Below are 24,247 nucleotides of genomic sequence, written 5' to 3' on the forward strand. Positions count from 1 at the left end.
TGAACTCGTATCAATAAATAGTTAGATAAAGACTACCTTATCATTCATTTTTCAGATGGTCATAGTAGTACTTTATCTAACCATTTCTCTTAAAGACCGTGACCTGTCCCAGGTCTTTGGTTTATTTATTAAACCGAAATGTAAGGAAGTGTATGATGATTAAAATATTGTTAGTGGAAGATGATTTAAGTCTATCAAATTCTGTTTTCGATTTCTTAGATGATTTTGCAGATGTTATGCAGGTTTTTGATGGTGAGGAGGGCGTTTATGAGGCGGAAACAGGCGTTTATGATTTGATTCTTTTGGATTTGATGTTGCCTGACAAAGATGGCTTTCAAGTCTTGAAAGAGTTACGTGAAAAGGGGGTTACGACACCAGTTCTGATTACAACAGCCAAGGAAAGTCTAGAGGATAAAGGCCATGGTTTTGAATTGGGAGCTGATGACTACTTGACAAAACCGTTTTATTTAGAAGAATTGAAGATGCGAATTCAAGCTCTATTAAAACGAGCGGGTAAGTTTAATGAAAACACACTAACCTTTGGAGATGTGACAGTTGACCTATCTACAAATATGACGATGGTAAATGGCGAAGAAGTTGAACTGCTAGGAAAAGAATTTGACCTACTAGTTTATTTCTTGCAAAACCAAAATGTTATTTTGCCAAAAACACAAATTTTTGACCGTATTTGGGGCTTTGACAGTGATACTACAATTTCAGTAGTAGAAGTATATGTTTCTAAAATTAGGAAAAAGTTGAAAGGAACGACTTTTGGGGAAAATCTTCAAACCCTGCGTAGTGTCGGATACATTCTAAAAAATGCCTAAGCGATTTAAAAAATTAATGTACACGGATAAATTTTCTTTCTTTATCCGTTATTTTGCAGTATTTACTCTGATTTTTGGTTTAATGACAGCCATCATTTTTCAATTAATGCGTTCAACTATGTACCAAAATTCAGATAACACCTTGAAACGCATTAAGAAAGAACCAGCGCTGGCTGTTGGTTTTGCAATCGCAAGAACCTATGAGCCCAATTCTGTATTTATCCTTCAAGATAGTCCAACTGGTGAAGAAACTACGAGCTCTAGTTCAGATAGCATGTCTGTTCCTAAAAATCAAAAAAATACTAGAGCTGGAGCTCAGCTGAGATTAGGTGCCAATACTCATGTTTTACTCTATAGTAAAAGCGGAGAGATGATTAATCCAGATACTTTTACTGGTTTGGCCGACCTATCATTAGACAAGGAAAAATTGGGTGAAATTAAGGAAACTACGGTTGAATCAAGTTTTGGTATGTCTGAAGATTATCGCTATATAACGATTGGGCTGGCTACAGATGAACTAGGTTATTATTCGTCCTATGATATAAAATATGCGACAATTTTGGTGAATGTCAGCCAAATTAAATCTTCTATTGAGAGCTATGAATCGACAGTTGCTATTGTTATGGTATCAGCTTGGTTGATTTCTATACTAGCAAGTATTTACCTATCGAATATTAGCATGCGTCCAATCCTAATCAGTTATCAAAAACAAAAAGACTTCGTTGAAAATGCTAGTCATGAGTTACGCACACCGTTGGCAGTTCTTCAAAATCGCCTGGAAAGTCTATTTCGTCATCCCGAGACAACTATTTTGGAAAGTAGTGAAAGCATCGGATCTAGTTTAGAAGAAGTGCGAAATATGCGACTATTGACAACAAATTTACTTAATTTGGCTCGTCGTGATGATGGCTTAAAAGTCGATATGATCGATGTCCAACCCAACTATTTTGATGAAATCTTTGCTAATTACCTTATGATTGCCGAAGAAAATGGAAAAACTCTAACAGTTAATAATTTGATTCATCAGCCAATTCGAACAGACAAGGTTTTGATTAAACAGTTGCTCACCATTTTGTTTGACAACGCTATGAAGTATACCGATGATGATGGGACAATTCAAATAGCAGCTAATATCAAGGACAAATTAGTTTGTTTTACAGTTATTGACAATGGTTTGGGAATCAGCGATGCCGATAAAAAGAAAATCTTTGATCGATTTTACCGAGTTGACAAGGCTAGAACACGTCAAAAAGGTGGATTTGGTTTAGGTTTATCTTTAGCTCAACAAATTATTAAGAATTTAGATGGTGAGATTTCTGTGAGAGATAACCAACCGAAAGGAACTATTTTTGAGGTACGTTTACCCAAATAACTAACCATTCATCAAGATTAGAGGCTGGGTAAAAAGTCCAGCCTTTCTTCTCAAAGTTCGCTCTATTTCCAACTTCCAACTGTCTCCCAGATAGTTTTGTAGCGAATTCTGTTCGCTCTATCTCCAGCCTCCAAAGGTTCGGGGAACCTTTGGAGCTATACGGGGGTGGGAGGTCAAACAGTCAGAGTAGTGACTGTTTGAGTGAGGAAATAAAACAAACGAAGTTTATGTCAAAATAGTTCAGTGGAGTGAAACAGTTCGGGGAACTCTTTTTCGATCTATTGAATTCTTTCCACTCCCTTTTTGTTTTGTGTAGTTTGTCAGATGCCTCCTAATTATGTTATACTTAAACAAGAATGGAGGTAAATATGAGGAAAGTTTCTCGTGGCATTTTAACAATATTATTATCGGCGACAGTCCTTTCTGCTTGTTCAGGAGGAGGGAAAAATTTAAGTGAACGTTTGGAAGCAGCTAAAATTGAATTTTCTAAAGAAAAAAAGCAACTAGAAGCAGAATTAACAGCATTAAAAGAAGAGGTTCAAGGAAATTTTTACTACCAACAATTGGATACTGATAAGGAACGTCGTGTCTATCTCCAATTTGTTAATGGACTCAGCAAGCGGATGCAAGTGATCGATATTGATTCTGTTAATGATGAAATATATTCGCGCGTCTATTTTTCTGTCGCCCATGATTATCCAGAATTTTACTGGCTAACAGATGAAGCAGCAATGGCTGGTGGAATTGATATATTGGATTTAGAAGAGCCGGTGTATCCGAGTGATTTATCTCCGACACAAAATAAAATAGAAGATGAAGTGAATAAGATACTTGCTCAGACACCAAAAGGGTCGGACTATGAGAAGGTTAAATATTTTTACGAGGTGATTATAAAGCAAACGGATTACGACCTTGAAGCCCTGCAGACCAAATCTGTCACCTGGAGAAGTCAAGGAATTACCAGCGTGCTATTAGATAAGAAATCGGTTTGTGCCGGCTATAGTCGCACCTTCCAATATCTATGTAAAAAAGCAGGTATTGATTGTATTTATGTTACAGGGATTGCAAAAAATGGGCAAAACGGTGAGTTTGGGCATGCTTGGAATCTGGTCAAGATAAATGGACAATACTATGGTGTTGATACGACTTGGGGAGACCCAGTTTTTGATCAAGCTATAAGTGGAGAAGCGCATACAGATATTTCATACGATTATCTATGTGTGCCTGATGAAATCTTAGAGAGAAGTAGAATTGCTGATACCGACCTCCTCGACTACTGGGGAGAAGAACAATATTACGAACCTAGAGCATTGACCTATCCAAAGTGCACAGATAATTCATTGAATTACTATGTTCAAAAGGGAGTCTATTTCACAAGCTTTGATGAAGCAGCAATTTTACAGTCTATCACTGATCAGCGACTACAAGGTACGGATAAAGTGGTCTTGCAATTCGGAACAGCAGAAGCAATGCAACAAATGATTACATTGGTCTCTACTGAAAATAATGCTATTTTTCAGGCTTTGGGCGATGTAGGAGAGTATCAGTACTATTATAATGATCAAACCTATACATTTGAACTGGCAGATTGGTTCTAACGAATTAGTTTGAATCTTAAGGAACGTGTTCTTCCCTAATAATAAAAAAAATAGGGAGCGAGAAAGACATCCATGATGGCTCCGCCTTCACCCACAGAATAATGAAAACGAACACAAAGCCCTCACTAGGTGTATAATCTTAGTGAGGGCTTTGTGGTTGACGAGTTAATGATGTTATTCATCGAGGGAAAAACTAATCCACTTTGTCCCGCCTCCTTATGATGGAAAAAATAAAAAAAAAGGAAACCCAAAGGTTTCTTTTTTAATTAAGCAAGTTTTGATGCAAGACGTGCTTTATCGCGGCTTGCTTTGTTTTTGTGAATCAAACCTTTAGTTTCTGCTTTATCGATTGCTGAACTAGCAGCACGGAAAAGCTCTTCAGATGGGTTAGCTTCAAATGCTTTGATTGCAGTACGCATAGCTGATTTTTGTGCTGAGTTTTTCTCGTTTTGTTTAACGTTCAATTCAGCGCGTTTGATAGCTGACTTAATGTTTGCCAATGGTTTCACCTCCACCCTTTCTTGTACTAACTATACCATTATATCTGAAAAGAGTATTTTTGACAAGTGAAATTTATTTTTTTAGATAAATTTTATCAATCTCATGGTTTTCGGCCTTATGAAGAATAATATCAGCACGGTTTCTGGTTGGTTCAATGAATTTTTCTAAGTTAGCTAGATTAATGTTTTTCCAAGTATTCTGGGCAATAGATAGAATCTCAGGGTATGTCATTTGGGTAAAACGATGGTAATAGTTGTTAGGGTCATTTTTTGCCAATGTCAATAATTTTTGGAATCGCTCCAAGTACCAGGTTTCAATATGTTCCACATCAGCGTCAACGTATATAGATAGGTCAAAATAGTCACTGACATAGAGGCGCTGGTTTTGTGGATTTTGAAATACATTGATTCCTTCAACAATCAAGAAATCTGGAGACTTAATCTCCTGAGTTTTGTTGGGGACAATATCATAGATTTCATGTGAATAGACAGGAATTTGGCAGTCGTAGCCGTTTTTTATCTTATCAAGGAAATCAATCAATTTCTCCATGTCATAGGACTCAGGAAACCCCTTTTTATTTAACAGTTGCCGTTCTTCTAAAACCGCATTTGGATGGAGAAATCCATCCGTTGTCACTAATTCAACCTTGGCGTGTTTAAATGTCCGAGCGATAAGAATTTGCAGCAATCTACTAGTTGTTGATTTGCCGACAGCAACACTTCCAGAAACGCCAATGATAAATGGTTGAGGCTTGATAGTTTTCTGTAGAAATAAACTCTTCGTAAAATTTAGGTCTTTGCGTGCTTTCCGATAGATATGGATAAGATTAACCAAAGGAAGATAGATGTCAGAAACCTCATGTAATTGGATGCGGTCGTTAAAACTTTTAATAGAATTTAGTTCGCTTTGACTAAGTGGAATGGTAGTTTTACGATGTAGTTGTTGCCAAGTGGCTCGGTCAATTTGTTCAAAATTTAAAAATTCATTTTTCATACATAATTCTTCCTATAGGTAAGCGTTTCAATATCGATTTCATTTTATCATATTTTTCATGTAAGAAAAACTCTTGAAAACGTTTTTAGGAAATGTTATAATAAGTACATGTCCAATATGTATTACGAAAAAAATCCTACAATAGCACATGATATTCATGAAATCCACGTAAACTTACTAGACACCCCAATGTCTTTCATGACAGATGCAGGTGTTTTTAGCAAGAAGATGGTTGATTATGGTAGTCAAGTGCTTTTAAAAACCCTTTATTTTGAAAAAGGGGCATCAGTGTTGGATGTTGGCTGTGGTTATGGACCAATTGGTTTGACACTTGCTAAGGTGTTTAGCACCAAGACAACACTGATTGATATTAATAGCAGAGCTTTGGATTTAGCTACAAAAAATGCAGAGAGGAATGGTGTTATCGCTAAAATTTATCAATCCAATATCTACGAAAACGTGGACGAAACATTCAATCATATTGTTTCAAATCCACCTATTCGAGCCGGAAAATCGGTTGTACATGAAGTAATTGCTGGGGCCTTTCAACGCTTAGAGGCACACGGAACCTTGTCCATTGTCATTCAAAAGAAACAAGGTGCTCCGAGTGCTAAAGCTAAGATGGAAGAGGTGTTCGGCAACTGCCAGATTATAAAGAAAGATAAGGGTTACTACATCCTTGAAAGTGTGAAAGAATGAGAGCAGTTGATTTAATTCAAAAAAAGCGTGATGGCTTAGAACTATCGTCTGAAGAAATCAAATGGTTGATTGATGGATATGTAGCTGGGACAGTACCGGATTATCAAATGTCAGCCTTGGCGATGGCGATTTATTTTAAAGGGATGTCAACACGTGAGATTTCTGATTTGACAATGTCCATGGTTGCAACGGGTGAACAGATTGATTTGTCTGCAATTCCAGGCATCAAGGTAGATAAGCATTCTACAGGTGGTGTCGGAGATAAGGTTACACTCATCTTAGCGCCATTGGTAGCAAGTTTTGATATTCCAGTTGCAAAGATGAGCGGTCGTGGGCTTGGTCATACTGGTGGAACCTTGGATAAGTTAGAGTCAATCAAAGGATACCAGATTGAAGTTAGCCAAGCAGATTTCATCAAGCAAGTTCAAGATACTGGTGTTGCGGTTATTGGTCAGTCAGATAATCTTGTCAAAGCTGATAAACTACTCTATGCCCTTCGTGACGTGACAGCAACCGTTGACATTATTCCGCTGATTGCCAGCTCGGTAATGTCTAAGAAAATTGCCGCAGGTGCGGATGCGATTCTTCTAGATGTCACGGTGGGAGAAGGTGCCTTCATGAAGACTGTTGAAGAGGCACGGGTTCTAGCTCAAACCATGGTGGATCTTGGGAAGGCGGTTGGTCGTAAGACAGTTGCTGTTTTAACTAACATGTCTCAACCAGTTGGAACTTCGATTGGAAATCGTTTGGAAATTTTAGAGGCTATTGAAATTTTACAGGGTAAAGGTCGAGAAGATGTTACCGAATTTATCTGTGAACTAGCCCAAATTATGTTGGGGCTTGCTAATGTTGAGAAAAGCATTGAAGAAGTACGCCAACATATTGACAATGGTGCAGCATTGAAGAAATTTGAAGAGATGGTCCGTGCTCAAGGTGGTGACTTAGAAGATTTATATCGCCCAGTTCAGGTTACACAGCAAGTTCCAGTTCTTGCGGAAGAGGATGGCTATATTGTGGGGCTTCCTGCTTTGGAATTTGGTCTCTTTGCAATGAAACTTGGTGCAGGTCGTGCAGTCAAGACTGACAATTTAGATTATGAAACAGGTATTGTTTTCCATAAGAAAGTGGGGGAAGCTGTTTCTAAAGGCGAACAAATCGCAACGATTTATGCCAATGAAAATATTTCGGAAAACATGCTTACAAATTTCCAAAAAAATGTTAAAATAGATAAAGAAAGTGTAAAAACGAAAGAAATCATCGAGATTATTTCTTAATGTACGGAGAAAGCTATGAAATTGAATAAATATATTGACCACACAATCTTGAAACCTGAGACAACACAAGAGCAGGTTGAAAAAATTTTAGCAGAAGCAAAAGAATATGATTTTGCAAGTGTCTGTGTTAACCCAACTTGGGTTGCTTTAGCAGCTGAAAGCTTGAAAGATAGTGATGTAAAAGTTTGTACGGTTATTGGTTTCCCTCTCGGAGCAAACACACCTGCTGTAAAAGCATTCGAAACAAAAGACGCAATTTCAAATGGAGCAGATGAGATTGACATGGTTATCAATATCGGTGCTCTGAAAACTGGAAATTACGATTTGGTTTTGGAGGATATTAAAGCTGTTGTAGAAGCAAGTGGTGATAAACTAGTCAAAGTTATCATTGAAGCATGTCTCCTTACTGACGATGAGAAAGTGAAGGCTTGTCAATTATCTCAAGAAGCTGGTGCGGACTATGTTAAAACATCTACAGGATTTTCTACAGGTGGTGCTACAGTAGCGGATGTTGCCTTGATGAGAAAAACAGTAGGTCCTGACATGGGAGTGAAGGCTTCTGGTGGTGCACGTTCGTATGAAGATGCTATTGCTTTTATCGAAGCAGGAGCGTCTCGTATTGGTGCGTCATCAGGCGTGGCAATCATGAATGGAGCACAGGCGGATGGAGACTATTGATTTAATTGAATTAGCTGTAAAAAACAGTCAAAAAGCATACGTACCGTACTCAAAGTTTCCAGTTAGTGCAGTTCTTGTAGCTAAGACTGGGGAAATATTTACAGGTGTAAACATTGAAAATGCAAGTTTTGGTTTGACCAATTGCGCTGAAAGGACAGCTATTTTCAAGGCCATTTCTGAAGGTGTGAAAGATTTTTCTGAAATCGTAATTTATGGTAAAACAGAAAAACCAATATCTCCTTGTGGAGCTTGTCGCCAAGTTATGGCAGAATTTTTTGATAAGGATTTAAAAGTGACCTTGGTCGCTAAAGATAAATCGACAGTCGAGACGACAGTCGGGGAATTACTACCATATTCCTTTACAGACTTAACATAGTCTGTATGACAGTCATTTGACTGTAGCAATATTACTCTGCAACAATTTAGTTGCAAAAAGATTTTTAGGAGGGTTCAGAAATGAACAAGAAACTTGTAGGACTTGGTCTAGCAGCTGTTGCGGCTGTATCTTTGGCTGCATGTGGTAACCGTGCTTCAAAAAGCAGTAGCTCAGAAGCATCTTCATCAGCGGACACATCTGTGAAAGCTGCTATCGTTACTGACATTGGTGGTGTTGATGACCGTTCATTTAACCAATCTGCTTGGGAAGGTCTTCAAGAGTGGGGTAAAGCAGCTAGTCTTTCCAAAGGTAATGGCTACGATTACTTCCAATCAGCTAGTGAATCAGATTATATCACAAACCTTGATTCAGCTGTTGCTGGTGGTTACAATCTTGTGTTCGGTATTGGTTTTGCCTTGGAGAGTGCGATTGCTGAGGTTGCACCAAATAATCCTAATACACACTATGTAATCGTGGATAGTGTTGTTCCAGATCAAGACAATGTAGTTAGCGTAGGTTTCGCAGACCATGAAGCATCATATCTTGCTGGTGTTGCTGCAGCTAAATCAACTAAAACAAATCACGTAGGTTTCATCGGTGGTATGGAAGGTGTTATCATCGATCGCTTTGAAGCTGGCTTCGTTGCTGGTGCTAAGTCTGTAAACAAAGACATCAAGATTACAATTGACTATGCAGGTTCATTTGGTGATGCTGCCAAAGGTCAAACTCTTGCAGCTGCTCAATATGCTGCAGGTGCAGATGTTATCTTCCACGCTTCTGGTGGTACTGGTAACGGTGTATTTGCAGCTGCTAAAGCAGAAAACGAAACTCGTAATGAAGCAGATAAAGTTTGGGTAATCGGTGTTGACCGTGACCAATCAGCAGAAGGTACATACACTTCTAAAGATGGTAAGTCTTCTAACTTTGTATTGGCTTCAACATTGAAACAAGTTGGTACTTCAGTTAAAGATATTGCAACTAAGGCAGCTGCAGGTGATTTCCCTGGCGGTAAAGTACTTCAATTCTCATTGAAAGATAAAGGTGTTGAATTGGCGGAAACTAACCTTTCAGAAGATGCTTCTAAAGCAGTTGCAGATGCTAAACAAGCAATTTTGGATGGCAAAGTAGAAGTTCCTGAAAAACCTTAATGAATTTCTTTTTGACAATTCCGATTCGGCGACCCGACGGGGCGCCGTTTTCGGGCTGAGATTTTTCTCAGTAAAGCCTATCAGCTATGGTAGGTTTTACTGACAAAAATGGTATAGTTGATGAAGAGTTTTTAAGTACTCAAAGTAGTACTGAAGAATTTTCAGAAGGCTATAGTCAGAAAGGATAATAGATTATGACTAAGGATTATGTCATTGAAATGCGCAATATCACTAAGATATTTGGTGAATTTGTAGCAAATGACCACATCAATTTGAATGTCAGACGTGGTGAAATCCATGCCCTTCTTGGTGAGAATGGTGCGGGTAAATCTACTCTGATGAACATGCTTGCTGGCTTGTTGGAACCTACAAGCGGTGAAATTGTTATCAACGGTCAATCCGTGAAGATTGACTCTCCATCCAAAGCTGCCCAATTGGGTATTGGTATGGTGCACCAACATTTTATGTTGGTTGATGCTTTCACAGTTGCCGAGAATATCATTCTTGGTTCTGAAACTACCAAAGGTGGCGTGATTGACCTTAAAAAAGCTATCGCAGAAATAAAAGAACTTTCTGCTAAGTATGGTCTTGAAGTTGATCCAACTGCAAAGGTTGCAGATATTTCTGTGGGTGCACAGCAACGTGTAGAAATCCTTAAAACACTTTACCGTGGAGCCGACCTTTTAATTTTTGATGAGCCGACAGCTGTATTGACCCCTGCGGAAATTGCAGAGCTCTTGAAAATTATGAAAGCCTTGGTTGAAGAAGGTAAATCTATTATTTTGATTACGCACAAATTGGATGAAATTCGTGCAGTTGCCGATAGTGTAACAGTTATTCGTCGAGGTAAATCAATCGAAACAGTTGCCGTTGAAGGAGCAACAAACCAAGATTTGGCTGAGTGGATGGTTGGACGTTCCGTTTCCTTTAAAACAGAGAAAGTTGAAGCAAATCCTAAAGAAGTCATTTTATCAATTAAGGATTTGGTTGTCAATGAAAACCGTGGTATTCCAGCAGTTAAGGGCTTGTCGCTTGATGTTCGAGCAGGTGAGGTTGTTGGTATTGCCGGTATCGACGGAAACGGTCAAAGTGAGTTGATTCAGGCAATCACTGGCTTACGTAAGGTAAAATCTGGCTCAATCACTATCAAAGGTGAGGAGGTAGTTGGTAAAACTCCACGTAAAATTACAGAAATGCAAGTGAGCCACGTTCCCGAAGATCGCCATCGCGATGGACTCGTTCTTCCGATGACTGTTGCTGAGAACTTTGCGCTTCAAACTTACTATAAAGAACCGATTTCAAAAAATGGTATCTTGAACTATAATATCATTAATGAAAAAGCACGCGCGTTAATGGAAGAATTTGACGTTCGTGGGGCGAGTGAACTCGTTCCAATCAAGGCTCTTTCAGGTGGTAACCAGCAAAAAGCTATCATCGCGCGTGAAATCGATCGCAACCCAGACCTTTTCATTGTTAGCCAACCAACACGCGGTTTGGACGTTGGTGCTATTGAGTATATTCGTAAGCGTCTCATTGCAGAACGTGATAAGGGTAAGGCTGTTCTTGTTGTCAGCTTCGAATTGGATGAAATTTTGGATGTATCAGATAGAATTGCTGTTATCCATGATGGTGTCATCCATGGTATTGTTGAACCTGCTAAGACCAATAAACAAGAGTTAGGTGTCTTGATGGCAGGTGGACATATTGAGAAGGGAGAAGAACATGCTTAATAAATATAAGAATTTGACCCTTCCATTAATGGCTGTGGTCAGCGGTATCCTACTTGGAGCGATTGTCATGCTTGTTTTTGGCTACGATCCAATTTGGGGCTATGAAGAGTTATTCTATTCAGCTTTTGGTAATATCAAATCAATTGGTGAAATTTTCCGTGCAATGGCACCACTTGTTTTCACTGCTCTTGGTTTCGCAGTAGCTAGTCGTGCAGGTTTCTTCAACGTTGGTTTGTCTGGTCAGGCCTATGTTGGTTGGGTTTTTGCTGGATGGTTTGCCTTGGCGAATCCTGACTTACCACGTCCAGTTTTGATTTTGGGAACAGTCTTGATTGCTATGTTGGCAGGCGGTATTGCTGGAGCTATTCCAGGTATTCTACGTGCCTATTTGGGAACAAGTGAAGTGATCGTTACGATTATGATGAACTACATCTTACTCTATTCATGTAACTATATCATTCGTGATGTATTTGCAGATAGTTTGATGAAGAATACAGACTCGACAGTTAACGTGTCAGCAAATGCCTCTTACCAAACAGAGTGGCTCCGTGCATTGACAGATAACTCACGTATGAATATTGGTATTTTCTTTGCCATTATTGCAGTTTTTGTGATTTGGTTCCTATTGACCAAAACGACTCTTGGTTTTGAGATTCGCTCAGTGGGGCTTAACCCAACAGCATCGGATTATGCGGGTATGTCTGCGAAACGTACAATTATTCTATCTATGATTATTTCAGGTGCTCTTGCGGGTCTTGGGGGAGCTATCCAAGGTTTGGGTACTTTCCAAAACGTTTACATCCAAAGCGGTAACTTGGATATTGGTTTTAATGGTATGTCAGTAGCGCTTTTAGCTTCTAATTCACCGTTAGGTATTCCATTGGCTGCCTTTCTATTCGGTGTTCTTTCTGTCGGTGCCCCAGGTATGGTACGTGCACAGATTCCACCTGAATTGATCAACGTTGTTACTGCATCAATCATTTTCTTTATCGGTGTGAAATTTATTTTTGAACAATTATTAAAATCTAGAAATAAAGCGAAAGGAGCGAAATAAGATGAATGTTTCAATTCTTGCCTTACTCATTTCGCAAATGTTGATTTATTCAGCACCCTTAATCTTTACCAGTCTTGGAGGAGTTTTCTCTGAACGCGGTGGTATTGTAAACGTTGGTCTAGAAGGAATCATGGTTATCGGTGCCTTTGCTGGTGTTGTTTTCAATATCGAATTTGCAGGGACATTTGGTAATGCTACTCCATTATTAGCTGTTATTGTAGGAGGTCTTGCTGGTGTTATCTTTGCCGCTATTCATGCGATGGCGACGATTAATTTCCGTGCAGACCACGTTGTCTCAGGTACGGTGTTGAACCTTTTGGCTCCAGCATTGGGAGTTTTCCTAGTCAAGGTTATCTATAATAAGGGTCAAACTGATAGTATTACTGAATCATTTGGTAAATTTTCATTCCCTATCTTGGCAGATATTCCAATCATTGGTGAAATTTTCTTCAAAAATACAAGCTTGATGGGTTATTTAGCTATTGCAACAGCATTTCTTGCTTGGTTCATCCTTTATAAAACCAAGTTCGGTTTGCGCCTTCGTTCAGTAGGTGAACATCCGCAGGCAGCGGATACTTTGGGAATCAATGTCTACGCTATGCGTTATGCAGGTGTGTTGATTGCTGGTTTCCTTGGTGGTGTTGGTGGAGCTGTAAGTGCTCAATCAGTGAATATCAACTTCTCTGCAACAACAATCGTAGGTTCAGGTTTCATCGCTCTAGCAGCTGTAATTTTCGGTAAGTGGAATCCAATTGGCGCTATGCTTGCCAGTCTATTCTTCGGTCTTTCGCAAAGTTTAGCAGTAGTGGGTGGACAATTACCAGGATTGAAAGATATTCCAACGGTTTATCTTCAAATTGCACCATATTTGATTACTGTTATTGCCCTGTCTGCTTTCTTTGGTAAAGCAGTCGCTCCTAAGGCAGACGGTATCAACTATATCAAATCTAAATAAAAAGGTCCAGTGGACCTTTTTATCATGAGCTTGAAAATACGAAAGCGAATAAGGTCCGGTGGACCTTTCAGATTGAAGAAAAAGTCCATTTTGGTCAATTTTCTTCAATCTTTTTTTCTTTATGTTGAAAATAAAAAAGCTCTCAGAAACGCCGAAATATCAATGTTTCTAAGAGTTTAATGACTTGCTATCTTTCGCAAACTTCTTCAATTTTTTATATATTTTTAGGAATTTGTCTAGGTTTTGAAAGGTCCAGTGGACCTTTTTATCATGTTCTTTGCTATACAGGAAATGAATAATTGTCCTATTCAAAGGAAGAGGAGTTACAGGGACTTTTGGTTGAGAATAGGAAGAATGACTGGTATAATAGTTTGTCACTAAGGTATGAAATGAGGTTAATTGTGAGACGATTGGTGTTAAATATTGCAATGAGTTTAGATGGATTTATTGCACGTAAGGATGGAAGCTACGATTGGATTGAAGGACATGGTACCGATAAATACGATACGGTCTTACAGTTTGATAATCAAAAATTCTTTAACAACTGTGATACAGTTGTGATGGGGAGAAAATCATTAGAAGATTGTCCGTTGGAAATGATTGAAGGACATCAGGAAAAGCAATTTATCGTTGCGAGTCATACTGAGCAGACGGACTATGGTAATGTGCGTTTCGTAAGGGACGTCATCGGGGAGATTATGGAACTTCGCTCTCAAGAAGGTGGAGATATTTGGTTGTTTGGTGGGGCAAGTCTGGTTCAGGATTGTTTAGAGGCGGGAGTGATTGATCACCTTATTATTGGGATTATTCCTACTATTTTGGGTGACGGTATTCCACTTTTCGCCTCACTTTTGGAAGAAAAGAAATTGCTCTTGGTAGAGTCAACTGTCACAGATGGAATTGCTATGTTACGTTATGATATTAGAAAGTAAAAAAGGCGAGCTATTGCTCACCTTTTTTACTATTTTATATAATTAGTTTTTTACACCAGCTGCAATTTCTGGGTTTGCGAAAGCATTATCGATGATGTCTTTCAATTGTTTAGCAGATGCTTGCATTTTTTGCAATTCAGCTTCGCTCAATGGGATATTGACTGGACGAACGATACCGTGGGCACCGATGATAGCAGGTTGACCGATGAAGACATCTTCAACACCTTCGTATTGGCCAGCTTGGTAAACTGACAATGGAAGTACTGCATTTTCATCATCAAAGATTGCTTTAGTGATACGTGCAAGTGCAACACCGATACCGTAGTAAGTTGCACCTTTTTTGTTGATGATTGAGTAGGCTGCATCACGAACAGATACAAACAAGTCAACAAGACCCTGCTCATCAATATCGCGGTTATCTTGCAACCAGTCGTACAATTTCACACCAGCAACGTTGGCATGTGACCAAACTGCAAATTCTGAGTCACCGTGCTCACCCATGATGTAAGCGTGAACTGAACGTGCGTCGATACCGATTTTCTCAGCCAATGCTTGACGGAAACGAGCTGAGTCAAGAGAAGTACCAGAACCGATAACACGCTCTTTAGGGAAACCAGAGAATTTCCAAGTTGAGTAAGTCAATACGTCAACAGGGTTAGCCGCAACAAGGAAGATACCGTTGAAACCAGAGTTAACGATTTCTGTAACGATTTGTTGGTTGATACGAAGGTTTTTCTCTACCAATTCAAGGCGAGTTTCACCTGGTTTTTGTGGCAAACCAGCTGTCAATACAACCAAGTCTGCGTCATGAGCATCTGAATACTCAGCAGAGTAGATTTTTTTAGGGAATGTGAAGGCCAATGCGTGGCTCAAGTCTTCTGCATCACCTTGAGTACGGTCTTTGTTGATATCGATGATACCCAATTCTTGACCAATCCCTTGGTTAACAAGAGCATAAGCATAAGCAGAACCTACGGCACCGTCACCGACAAGGATTACTTTTTTGTGTTGTTTAGTTGCAGTCATTGCTAAACATCTCCTTAGTTTTATTTGGGGATGACTTCATCCCGACCATAATACATTCTAGCATGTTTTAAGCTTTTTGTCACTTGTGAAAGCGCCTTTGAAAATGTTTACATGCTAGTTTCCAACAAAGAAATTTATTCGCCAATATGGTATAATAGAAGCACAATGACTGTTGAAAGAGGCATATAATGCAAGATAAAAATTTAGTAACGGTTAATCTGACCAATGAGATGAAATCATCCTTCATCGACTATGCGATGAGTGTTATCGTTTCACGTGCTCTGCCTGATGTACGTGATGGTCTGAAGCCGGTTCATCGCCGTATTTTGTATGGGATGAATGAATTAGGAATTACACCGGATAAACCACATAAAAAATCAGCCCGTATCACAGGGGATGTTATGGGTAAATATCACCCGCATGGAGATAGTGCGATTTACGAAGCAATGGTTCGTATGGCACAATGGTGGAGCTACCGTCACATGTTAGTTGATGGTCACGGAAACTTTGGTTCCATGGATGGCGACGGAGCAGCCGCTCAGCGTTATACAGAAGCACGCATGAGCAAGATTGCGCTTGAAATGCTTCGTGATATTAACAAGAATACGGTAAATTTTGCGGATAACTATGACGCGAGTGAACGTGAGCCTGAGGTTTTACCTGCTCGTTTCCCTAACCTTCTAGTTAACGGAACGACTGGTATCGCCGTTGGTATGGCTACCAACATTCCTCCACACAACTTGGGTGAGACTATCGAGGCAGTTAAGCTGGTTATGGACAATCCCGAGGTAACAACACGTGAGATTATGGAAGTCTTGCCTGGACCAGATTTTCCGACAGGTGCCTTGGTTATGGGGAAATCTGGAATTCACCGTGCTTATGAAACTGGTAAAGGTTCAATAGTTCTTCGTTCCCGCACAGAAATTGAAGAATATGGAAATGGTCGTGAACGCATTGTTGTTACAGAGTTTCCATACATGGTCAATAAGTCCAAGGTTCAAGAACATATTGTCAAATTAGTCCAAGAAAAACGTATTGAAGGAATCACTGCTGTTCGAGACGAATCCAACCGTGAGGGTGTACGATTTGTTATCGAAGTTCGTCGTGATGCCTCAGCCAACGTCATCTTGAATAATTTGTTTAAACAAACACAGCTTCAAACCAACTTTAGTTTCAACATGTTGGCCATCCAAAATGGTGTACCGAAAATCCTTTCTGTACGTCAGATTCTAGAGTCTTATATTGAACACCAAAAAGAAGTAGTCACTCGCCGTACACGATTTGATAAAGAAAAGGCTGAAGCGCGTGCTCATATCTTAGAAGGCTTGCTGATTGCACTTGACCATATTGATGAAGTCATTCGTATTATCCGTAATTCAGAAACTGATGCTATTGCTCAAGCTGAATTGATGGAGAAATTTGACCTTTCTGAACGTCAGAGTCAGGCTATTCTTGATATGCGTCTTCGTCGTTTAACAGGTTTGGAACGCGACAAGATTCAATCAGAATATGATGAGTTAGTGGCATTGATTGCAGATTTGGCTGATATTCTAGCTAAGCCTGAGCGTGTTGTTCAGATTATTAAAGACGAATTAGAAGAAGTCAAACGTAAATATGCTGACCCACGCCGTACAGAATTGATGGTTGGTGAAGTTCTTTCCCTTGAAGATGAGGACTTGATTGAAGAAACGGATGTTTTAATCACCTTGTCAAATCAAGGCTACATCAAGCGTTTAGCACAGGATGAGTTTCAAGCTCAGAAGCGTGGAGGACGTGGGGTTCAAGGAACTGGCGTCAAGGATGATGATTTTGTACGAGAATTAGTTTCTACAAGCACTCATGATCGCTTGCTCTTCTTCACTAACAAGGGACGTGTTTACCGTCTCAAAGGCTATGAAATCCCAGAATATGGTCGTACTGCAAAGGGACTTCCAGTAGTCAATTTGCTTAAATTGGAAGAAAACGAGGCAATTCAAACCATCATCAATGTAACTAAGGACCAGGAGGCAGATAGTTATCTCTTCTTTGCAACCCGCCAAGGTGTTGTAAAACGGACTAGTGTGTCAGAATTTGCCAATATTCGCCAGAGCGGTCTGAAAGCTTTGAATTTGAAAGAAGACGATGAACTCATCAATGTTTTCTTAACAAATGGTCAAGCAGACATTATTATGGGGACTAAGTTCGGTTATTCTGTACGTTTCACTGAAACAGATGTTCGTAATATGGGCCGTACAGCAACAGGTGTTCGTGGTATCAATTTACGCGAGGGAGACCAGTTAGTTGGCGCTACTATGATTTCTGATGACCAAGAAGTACTCGTATTGACGGAAAAAGGTTTTGGTAAACGTACACCAGCCAGTGAGTATCCAACCAAAGGTCGTGGTGGTAAGGGTATCAAGACTCTTAAAGTTGCTGATAAGAATGGCTCTCTAGCAGGTTTGACAACGGTATCTGGTGATGAAGATATTATGGTTATTACTGATACTGGCGTGATTATTCGTACAAGTGTTGCCAATATCTCTCAAACTGGTCGTTCAACCATGGGTGTAAAAGTGATGCGCTTGAATGATGAAGCGAAAATCATGACCTTTGCCTTGGTAGATGCTGCCGAAATTAAAGAAGAAAAGGAATAAATAATCATGTCAAAACGTGAAAAAAAGAAGAAGCGTAAAGGTTCTTTTTGGCGCAATCTTTTAACAGTTGTATTGATACTGATTTCCCTAGCGTTGATATTCAACACCTCTATCCGTAATTTTATTATCGGCTGGAATACGAATAAATACCAGATTAGCAATGTTACGACAGAGGATATCGAAAAGAATAAACAGGCTGAGACAACATTTGATTTCGATCAGGTTCAGTCTATTTCTACAGAGGCTATTTTAGCAGCTCAGTGGGATGCACAACGCTTACCTGTAATTGGTGGAATTGCGGTTCCCGAGCTTGGTATCAACCTTCCTATTTTTAAAGGGGTCTTCAATACTTCGCTCATGTATGGAGCTGGTACCATGAAGGAAAACCAAGAGATGGGGAAAGGAAATTATGCGTTGGCCAGCCACCATATTTTTGGTGTAACTGGTGCGGCAGATGTTCTCTTTTCACCGCTTGATCGTGCTAAAAACGGCATGAAAATCTATATTACTGACAAGACCAATGTTTACACCTACGTTATTGATAGTGTGGAAATTGTTTCGCCTGAAAGTGTCTATGTCATTGATGATGTAGAAGGACGTACAGAAGTTACGTTAGTGACATGTACGGACTATTATGCTACGCAACGTATTGTTGTAAAAGGAGTTCTTGAATCAACCACTCCATATAATGAAACGGCAAAAGACATCTTAGATTCCTTCAATAAGAGTTATAATCAGTATGATTATGGACAATAAAACATCTATATATTAAGAATAAAGAAGTGGTATAGAACTGAGGAGATATTCTTTGGTTTTATATGGCTTCTTTTTTTGCAAGATTTTACGAATAGATAGGTGAGGAGGAAATTATGTATCAAATTGAATTTAAAGAAGAGGCCATTCTACCTAGAGAACGTTTAGTAGAAGTTGGAGCTGAGCGTCTCAGTAATCAGGAATTACTAGCAATTTTTATTAGAACTGGGACAAAAAAAGAACCTGTTTCTATTCTCTCCAATAAATTATTGAATCGTTTGGAGAGTTTAGCGGCTCTAAGAGAATTATCAATTGAAGAATTGCAAAGTTTGACTGGAATTGGGCGCGTTAAGGCGATTGAAATTAAGGCTATGATTGAACTTGGAAAACGTATCAATCAATCAGAGCTACTCTTAAATGAGAGAATTTTGGGAAGTGAGAAGTTGGGACGTAAGATGATTCATGAAATCGGGCATAAGAAGCAGGAGCATCTAGTTGCACTTTATCTCAATACACAGAACCAGATTATCAGTCAAAAAACGATTTTTATTGGGAGTGTTAATCGTAGCATTGCAGAACCACGTGAAATTTTGCATTACGCAGTAAAATGTATGGCAACATCGATTATCATCGTTCATAACCACCCGTCGGGTTCAGTACAACCGAGTAGGAATGATTTGCTATTTACGGAGAATTTAAAAGAGTCCTGCGAAAAGCTAGGACTGGTATTATTAGATCATTTAATTGTTGGAAATAAGGATTACTATTCTTTCAGAGAAGAAAGTGAGTTATTTTAAAGTTTATTGACAATATAGTGGAAGAGATCTTTTTCAATCTCACGTTTACCGTAGAGTAGTTCAGGATGCCATTGAACCCCTAAAAATTTAGTTGGGTAGGCTGAATGAACTGCTTCAATAATCTATTGATTATCTGATAGTGCAATGATTTCTAAGTCAGGTGCTAAGTCTTTGATAGCCTGGCGGTGAAATGAGTTTACACTCGGATCGGACTTATATATGTCGTAAAGTGGACTATTTTGAGTCAGTTGAATCGTTTGACTGACTTCTTGTCCGTCTATGTCTTGCCAATGTTCAGAAATTGATTGATGAAGGCTACCACCTTGAGCTACATTGTAGAGCTGTAGACCTCGGCAGATACCGAAGATAGGTTTCTGATTTTCTTGGGCAGCCCTTATGAGGGCTAATTCAAACTCGTCACGCTTTGGTAAATAATTATCGCTGTCAATAGTCCTTTCTTCGTGATAGTAACTTGGCTGGACATTTTGTCCTCCTGTTAGGATGAGTTTATCAATAAGATGGATATAATATTTTGCCAAATCAGGCTCTGTAACAGGAAGGATGAGTGGGAGTCCGCCAGCATCTTCAATAGCTTGTACGAGGCAAGTCTGAGTATAAGAAAGCAGGGGTTCTGTATGATCCCCTGTTTTATATTCATTTCCAGAAATACCAATAACTGGTTTTTTCATTGCTTATCCTTTTCGCATAAAGTAGAGTAGTGTTTGTAATTCACTAGTCAAATCAACATACTGAACAACGACATCTTTTGGGACAGACAAGTTAACTGGCGAAAAGCTCAGAATCCCCTTAACACCAGCTTCAACAAGAATATCGGTCACTTCTTGTGCCTTGACGCTGGGTACCGTTAGAATGGCTGTCTGAGAGTTTGCTTCGCTGATACGTTCCTTGATTTCTGAGATTGCATGGATTGGGATATTTTCATCTGTCGTTCCAACAGCTGGATTATCATCTGCCTCAAAAGCCATGACTATTTTCATTTTATTTCGTTCGTGGAAGCGATAGTGTAGCAAGGCCCGCCCCATATTCCCAACTCCAACAAGCATAACATTGGTGATGGAGGTATCATTTAGAATATCCGCAAAGAAATCCATCAACTCTTTGACATTGTAGCCAAAGCCACGACGACCAAGCTCTCCAAAATAGGAAAAATCTCGGCGGACGGTAGCTGAGTCGATTCCGATAGCTTCAGCAATTTCTTTTGAACTAGCTTTTTCAATATTTCCTGCATAGAAACGTTTAAAAATGCGATAGTAGAGGGAGAGACGTTTGGCAGTTGCGCGTGGAATATCAGATTTTTTATCGTTTTTCACTTTAGACTCCTTTATTTCGATAGAATACGCTTTATTGATTATTTATATATTAAACAGTTCTTTATTCTATTCTAGTCCAAGTTTGTGAAAAAATCAACAGATTGATTTTAAAAAAAGATTAAACAGGAAACTGTCTAATCTAGTGTTTGTAAATAGCGATAGAGATCCCCGATTGTCCCTTTGTAATCCAGAGCTTGTCCGTCTTGTGTAATGCTGGTAACTGGATAATAGTCTGGGAGGGTTAAGCAACCGGAAAAAGCCAGAATGGCTGCATCTTTATTCTCAAATGTTTGGATACGTTCTTGCTTGTAAGCGTCAAGATAGTGAATTTCAATCATACTAACCCTCTTTTGTAAAGATGTCACGGTCAATCAAGCTATCCATGAGGAAATAGAATTTTTCTTGAATAACCTTGTTACTTTCTGGCTTAAAAATGTTTACCAGATGAAGACCAGACTTGTCGGTAATGTTAATTTTAAAACCTGTTAGGTCTTGATTGATAATAATTTTCAAGAGGAATCCTTGGTTTGAATTTGGAATTTCTTCCAGAAGACGTGTAAGCTGATAGTGACCTGCTTTGCTTTGTTCAAAGGTGTTATCACGGAGTGTATATTTTTTGATAGCAGGGTTAATGTGATAAGTAAAATTACAATCTTTTAAGGTAACTGATTGTTGGAATGCCATTTTAACCTCCAAGTATTTTCTTTAGTTCGATGATAAGAGTATCTATCTCTTCTTTTGTATTGATTTCAGATAGGCTGATACGAATGGATTCTTTCAGACGATGGGAGTCTTTTCCATACATAGCTTCTAAAACATGGCTATTTTGGACAACACCTGCCGTACATGCAGAACCACTAGAAACAGCGATACCTGCTAAATCTAGTTGCATAAGGAGTTGTTCATTAAGTTTACCAGGAAAACCGATATTAAGGACATGAGGGAGATGAGGTCCAGCCTGATTGAGATAATAGTCTAAGCCAGACAATCCCTCGATAATATGTTGTCGCAGTTCACTGACATGTTGATGATGCGTATCTAAGGACTCATATTGTTCTGTTAGGGCAGTCGCCATAGCAGCAATAGCAGGGAGATTCTCAGTACCTGCTCGATGTTGCTGTTCCTGCTTTCCGCCGTGGATCAAGGAATCAAATTTATGAACTTTACTATACAGGAATCCCATCCCCTTTGGACCATGGAATTTATGGGCAGAAGCCGCGAGCAAGTCAATTCCGTAGTCAGAGGGAGAAATTGCAATTTTTCCAATTGTTTGGACAGCATCTACATGAAAGACGGCCTGATGATCGGCTAGAAGCTCTCCAATTTCCTTGATGGGAAGTAGCTGACCAGTCTCATTGTTAGAAAACATGACGCTGACTAAAATAGTATCTGGCCGAAGGGCATCCTGAATTTGTTGAGCGGTGATTACTTGATCGACTGGTTGGATATAGGTTACCTCGAACCCAAACCGCTCCTCTAGATATTGCATGGTATGGAGGACAGCATGGTGTTCGATAGCCGTAGTAATCAGGTGTTTTCCTTTGGATTGATGTGCAAGTGCATAGCCTTGAATAGCTAATGTATCAGCTTCGGAGCCTCCAGATGTGAAAATAATTTGTTCAGGAGAGGCGGAGAGAATCTGAGCAATCTCTTGACGACTTTGTCTAAGACATTGATTGGCTTTCCGACCGCTTTGATGGATACTGGAGGGGTTTCCATAATTTTCTTGAGCCACTTCCATCATCCGTTGGAGTGCAGTAGGAGATAGAGCAGTGGTCGCTGCATTATCTAAATAAATCAAAGAGTTTACTCCTAGTTTTCTTTTTCAGGACTAGTAAATTTGAAAAGTGGGCTGAGTGGCTGATGTTCTTGGATGCGGTGGATGGCATCTGCAATCAAGTCACTAGCTGTTAGGAAGGCGATATTTTTAGGATGCTGTTCTTTGCTTGCAACAGAATCGGTAACTAATATTTCTTTGATTGGTGCTTCATCTAAGAGTTGGGCTGCAGTTCCCGCAAAGAGGCCATGGCTGGCAACTGCATAAATTTCAGTAGCACCACCTTCTTGGACAATTTTTGAAGCTTGTGAGAAAGTGCGACCAGTATTGAGAATATCGTCCACCAAAATAGCTTTTTTACCAGCAACATCACCAATAATATAGCCTTCAGAACGTTCAGAATCATCTTGAGCGTAGTCGATAATCGCAATCGGTGCATTTAGAAATTCAGCGATATTACGAGCTCGTTTGATACCAGAATTTTTAGGACTCACAATGACGACATCTTCTCCGCAGAGTCCTTTTTCCATGTAGTAGGCTGCAAAAAGTGGTTCTGTAAGGAGATTGTCCACTGGAATGTCAAAGAAACCTTGAATTTGTGAAGCGTGCAAATCAAGAGTCAATACACGGTCGACACCAGCTTTAACCAGCATATTTGCAACTAATTTAGCTGTAATTGGTTCGCGTGGAGAAGCGGTACGGTCTTGGCGAGCATAGCCAAAATAAGGGATGACCGCTGTAATGGTGTTGGCACTAGCACGTTTACAAGCATCGATCATAATCAATAATTCCCACAAGTGGTTATTGACCGGATAGCTTGTTGATTGGATAATGTAGACGTCTACGCCACGTACAGATTCTTCAATGTTAATTTGAATCTCACCATCAGAAAACTGACGAGAAGACAGTTTTCCAAGAGGAATTCCAGCAGAATCAGCAATTTTTTCAGCAATATCACGGTTGCTATTGAGTGAGAATAATTTAATGTTATGTTCACCGAGTGGTTGTACCATTTTAAAGTAACTCCTTTTACACACTGAGCTTTTATGATGACATAAAAGTATTTTTTACAATAGATAGTTCTATTCTATCAAAAAAATGAAAAATTTTCAGTAGTGAAACTAAAAAATCAACCTTATTTGGCTGATTTTTTATAGTTATTTCATGTAGGCAGCTGTTCGTGCGACCTTACTACTAGCATATTTGAATTGAATTGATTTCTTCTTAAGGAATTCATCAAACAGAATCTTCCCTGCATCTGCTTCGGTCACTTCGACTTCTAATTCATAATCTTTTTGTCCCACATAATCATTTTCATCGAGGGCCATAAGACCTATAGATGTCTGTTTCTCATAGCGTTTTGTCGTGAGGCTTCCCCAGACAGCAAGTTTATCAAGTGGAATCTCTGTTGTAGAAATAATGTCAGAAATTTGTCCTGCTGGTAGTTGAAAATTTTCCAGTAAATGATAAGCAGTTTGGATGTCTAGAACTTGGTTATATTCTTGATTTCCGACTTCTTGTGGAATTTTTAAGGTTAGTTCTGCTGAGTCTTCAAATGTACGAATACGGAGTGAAAAGCGGTGATTCTTCATATCTAGGTCTGGGGTATCAATGTAGTGGTTTGTTTGAAGAATTGGGCTCACATCTGAAAAGTCAGTAAGCAGGCGTTTGTATTCGGATTTGGTCAGTAAGGTTTTATACTCAATTTCAAGGTGGTTTTTCATGCAGTAAACCCTTTCAATGTGTTATAATAGATTAGTCTTTGTGTTATTCTAATACAATTTAAAAGTTTT

The 24,247-nt window shown here is 39.3% G+C and carries 24 protein-coding genes and 1 pseudogene; 15 read left to right on the top strand and 10 right to left on the bottom strand.

Annotated elements, in window-relative coordinates; all coding sequences use genetic code 11:
- Nucleotides 1-155: 155 nt before the first annotated feature.
- The 3 genes from K5Q29_RS01390 (at nt 156) to K5Q29_RS01400 (ending at nt 3,797) form a co-directional block, all read left to right on the top strand.
- Entirely contained in the window at nt 156-827 is a 672-nt protein-coding gene (locus K5Q29_RS01390; protein WP_024400692.1) for a response regulator transcription factor, read from the top strand.
- Entirely contained in the window at nt 820-2,199 is a 1,380-nt protein-coding gene (locus K5Q29_RS01395) for a cell wall metabolism sensor histidine kinase WalK (protein ID WP_105139913.1), read from the top strand. The genes K5Q29_RS01390 and K5Q29_RS01395 overlap by 8 nt, the downstream gene beginning before the upstream one ends.
- 368 nt (nt 2,200-2,567) lie before the next feature.
- On the top strand, nt 2,568-3,797 hold the full coding sequence (locus K5Q29_RS01400) for a transglutaminase domain-containing protein (RefSeq protein WP_105139912.1): 1,230 nt from the start codon (nt 2,568-2,570) through the stop codon (nt 3,795-3,797).
- A gap of 266 nt (nt 3,798-4,063) precedes the next feature.
- Here K5Q29_RS01400 and rpsT read toward each other — a convergent pair whose 3' ends face one another.
- Both rpsT and coaA read right to left on the bottom strand, forming a co-directional pair.
- Nucleotides 4,064-4,312 carry a 30S ribosomal protein S20 gene (rpsT, locus tag K5Q29_RS01405; protein ID WP_012027069.1) on the bottom strand — a complete coding sequence of 83 codons (249 nt, stop codon included), beginning with the start codon at nt 4,310-4,312 and terminating at the stop codon, nt 4,064-4,066.
- Nucleotides 4,313-4,370: 58 nt separating this feature from the next.
- Nucleotides 4,371-5,291: a type I pantothenate kinase gene (gene coaA, locus K5Q29_RS01410; RefSeq protein WP_002935283.1), complete on the bottom strand. Its 921-nt coding sequence runs from the start codon at nt 5,289-5,291 to the stop codon at nt 4,371-4,373.
- Nucleotides 5,292-5,399: 108 nt separating this feature from the next.
- Between coaA and K5Q29_RS01415 the strand changes: the two genes are divergently transcribed.
- The 9 genes from K5Q29_RS01415 (at nt 5,400) to K5Q29_RS01455 (ending at nt 14,137) form a co-directional block, all read left to right on the top strand.
- On the top strand, nt 5,400-5,990 hold the full coding sequence (locus K5Q29_RS01415) for a class I SAM-dependent methyltransferase (RefSeq protein WP_024405804.1): 591 nt from the start codon (nt 5,400-5,402) through the stop codon (nt 5,988-5,990).
- On the top strand, nt 5,987-7,264 hold the full coding sequence (locus K5Q29_RS01420; protein WP_044755075.1) for a pyrimidine-nucleoside phosphorylase: 1,278 nt from the start codon (nt 5,987-5,989) through the stop codon (nt 7,262-7,264). The genes K5Q29_RS01415 and K5Q29_RS01420 overlap by 4 nt, the downstream gene beginning before the upstream one ends.
- A 15-nt stretch (nt 7,265-7,279) precedes the next feature.
- The gene (deoC, locus tag K5Q29_RS01425; protein ID WP_024418109.1) at nt 7,280-7,942 is read left to right on the top strand and encodes a deoxyribose-phosphate aldolase; all 663 of its coding nucleotides are present in this window, start codon (nt 7,280-7,282) and stop codon (nt 7,940-7,942) included.
- Nucleotides 7,929-8,318: a cytidine deaminase gene (locus tag K5Q29_RS01430; protein WP_024415456.1), complete on the top strand. Its 390-nt coding sequence runs from the start codon at nt 7,929-7,931 to the stop codon at nt 8,316-8,318. The genes deoC and K5Q29_RS01430 overlap by 14 nt, the downstream gene beginning before the upstream one ends.
- An 80-nt stretch (nt 8,319-8,398) precedes the next feature.
- Nucleotides 8,399-9,466 (top strand): BMP family protein, encoded by a 1,068-nt coding sequence (locus K5Q29_RS01435; RefSeq protein WP_105139911.1) that lies wholly within the window; start codon nt 8,399-8,401, stop codon nt 9,464-9,466.
- Between the two features lie 194 nt (nt 9,467-9,660).
- Nucleotides 9,661-11,196: an ABC transporter ATP-binding protein gene (locus K5Q29_RS01440; protein WP_024387432.1), complete on the top strand. Its 1,536-nt coding sequence runs from the start codon at nt 9,661-9,663 to the stop codon at nt 11,194-11,196.
- The gene (locus tag K5Q29_RS01445) at nt 11,189-12,250 is read left to right on the top strand and encodes an ABC transporter permease (RefSeq protein WP_105139910.1); all 1,062 of its coding nucleotides are present in this window, start codon (nt 11,189-11,191) and stop codon (nt 12,248-12,250) included. Before K5Q29_RS01440 ends, K5Q29_RS01445 begins: the two co-directional genes overlap by 8 nt.
- 1 nt (nt 12,251) lies before the next feature.
- Complete coding sequence (locus K5Q29_RS01450; RefSeq protein ID WP_221876865.1) at nt 12,252-13,205, top strand: ABC transporter permease; 954 nt, start codon at nt 12,252-12,254, stop codon at nt 13,203-13,205.
- 401 nt (nt 13,206-13,606) lie between these two features.
- Nucleotides 13,607-14,137 (top strand): dihydrofolate reductase family protein, encoded by a 531-nt coding sequence (locus tag K5Q29_RS01455; protein WP_043025703.1) that lies wholly within the window; start codon nt 13,607-13,609, stop codon nt 14,135-14,137.
- Nucleotides 14,138-14,179: 42 nt separating this feature from the next.
- Here the strand turns inward: K5Q29_RS01455 and K5Q29_RS01460 are convergent, their stop codons facing one another.
- The gene (locus K5Q29_RS01460) at nt 14,180-15,163 is read right to left on the bottom strand and encodes an L-lactate dehydrogenase (RefSeq protein ID WP_105139909.1); all 984 of its coding nucleotides are present in this window, start codon (nt 15,161-15,163) and stop codon (nt 14,180-14,182) included.
- Nucleotides 15,164-15,351: 188 nt separating this feature from the next.
- Between K5Q29_RS01460 and gyrA the strand changes: the two genes are divergently transcribed.
- The 3 genes from gyrA (at nt 15,352) to radC (ending at nt 19,346) form a co-directional block, all read left to right on the top strand.
- Nucleotides 15,352-17,796, top strand: coding sequence for a DNA gyrase subunit A (gene gyrA, locus K5Q29_RS01465; RefSeq protein ID WP_024383413.1), 2,445 nt, complete (start codon nt 15,352-15,354; stop codon nt 17,794-17,796).
- Between the two features lie 6 nt (nt 17,797-17,802).
- Entirely contained in the window at nt 17,803-18,552 is a 750-nt protein-coding gene (locus K5Q29_RS01470; protein WP_105139908.1) for a class A sortase, read from the top strand.
- Between the two features lie 113 nt (nt 18,553-18,665).
- Nucleotides 18,666-19,346, top strand: a complete 681-nt coding sequence (gene radC / locus K5Q29_RS01475) for a DNA repair protein RadC (protein WP_002935253.1) — start codon at nt 18,666-18,668, stop codon at nt 19,344-19,346.
- Here the strand turns inward: radC and K5Q29_RS01480 are convergent.
- The 7 genes and pseudogenes from K5Q29_RS01480 to K5Q29_RS01510 form a co-directional block, all read right to left on the bottom strand.
- Nucleotides 19,343-20,035 (bottom strand): annotated as a pseudogene (locus K5Q29_RS01480) (gamma-glutamyl-gamma-aminobutyrate hydrolase family protein). The gene radC and the pseudogene K5Q29_RS01480 overlap by 4 nt on opposite strands.
- A gap of 3 nt (nt 20,036-20,038) precedes the next feature.
- Entirely contained in the window at nt 20,039-20,677 is a 639-nt protein-coding gene (locus tag K5Q29_RS01485; protein ID WP_002935251.1) for a redox-sensing transcriptional repressor Rex, read from the bottom strand.
- A gap of 134 nt (nt 20,678-20,811) precedes the next feature.
- Nucleotides 20,812-21,015: a DUF4649 family protein gene (locus K5Q29_RS01490; RefSeq protein WP_024378702.1), complete on the bottom strand. Its 204-nt coding sequence runs from the start codon at nt 21,013-21,015 to the stop codon at nt 20,812-20,814.
- 1 nt (nt 21,016) lies between these two features.
- Nucleotides 21,017-21,361, bottom strand: a complete 345-nt coding sequence (locus K5Q29_RS01495) for a DUF1831 domain-containing protein (protein ID WP_105139907.1) — start codon at nt 21,359-21,361, stop codon at nt 21,017-21,019.
- Nucleotide 21,362: 1 nt separating this feature from the next.
- A complete protein-coding gene (locus K5Q29_RS01500) occupies nt 21,363-22,478 on the bottom strand; it encodes a cysteine desulfurase family protein (protein WP_105139906.1) in 1,116 nt (371 codons plus the stop codon).
- Between the two features lie 11 nt (nt 22,479-22,489).
- Nucleotides 22,490-23,467 carry a ribose-phosphate diphosphokinase gene (locus K5Q29_RS01505; protein ID WP_012775438.1) on the bottom strand — a complete coding sequence of 326 codons (978 nt, stop codon included), beginning with the start codon at nt 23,465-23,467 and terminating at the stop codon, nt 22,490-22,492.
- A 144-nt stretch (nt 23,468-23,611) separates the two neighbouring features.
- Complete coding sequence (locus K5Q29_RS01510; RefSeq protein WP_024400679.1) at nt 23,612-24,178, bottom strand: CYTH domain-containing protein; 567 nt, start codon at nt 24,176-24,178, stop codon at nt 23,612-23,614.
- Nucleotides 24,179-24,247: the final 69 nt, after the last annotated feature.

The sequence above is a fragment of the Streptococcus sp. 2018037 genome (assembly GCF_019754195.1).
Classification (GTDB): Bacteria; Bacillota; Bacilli; order Lactobacillales; family Streptococcaceae; genus Streptococcus; species Streptococcus hashimotonensis.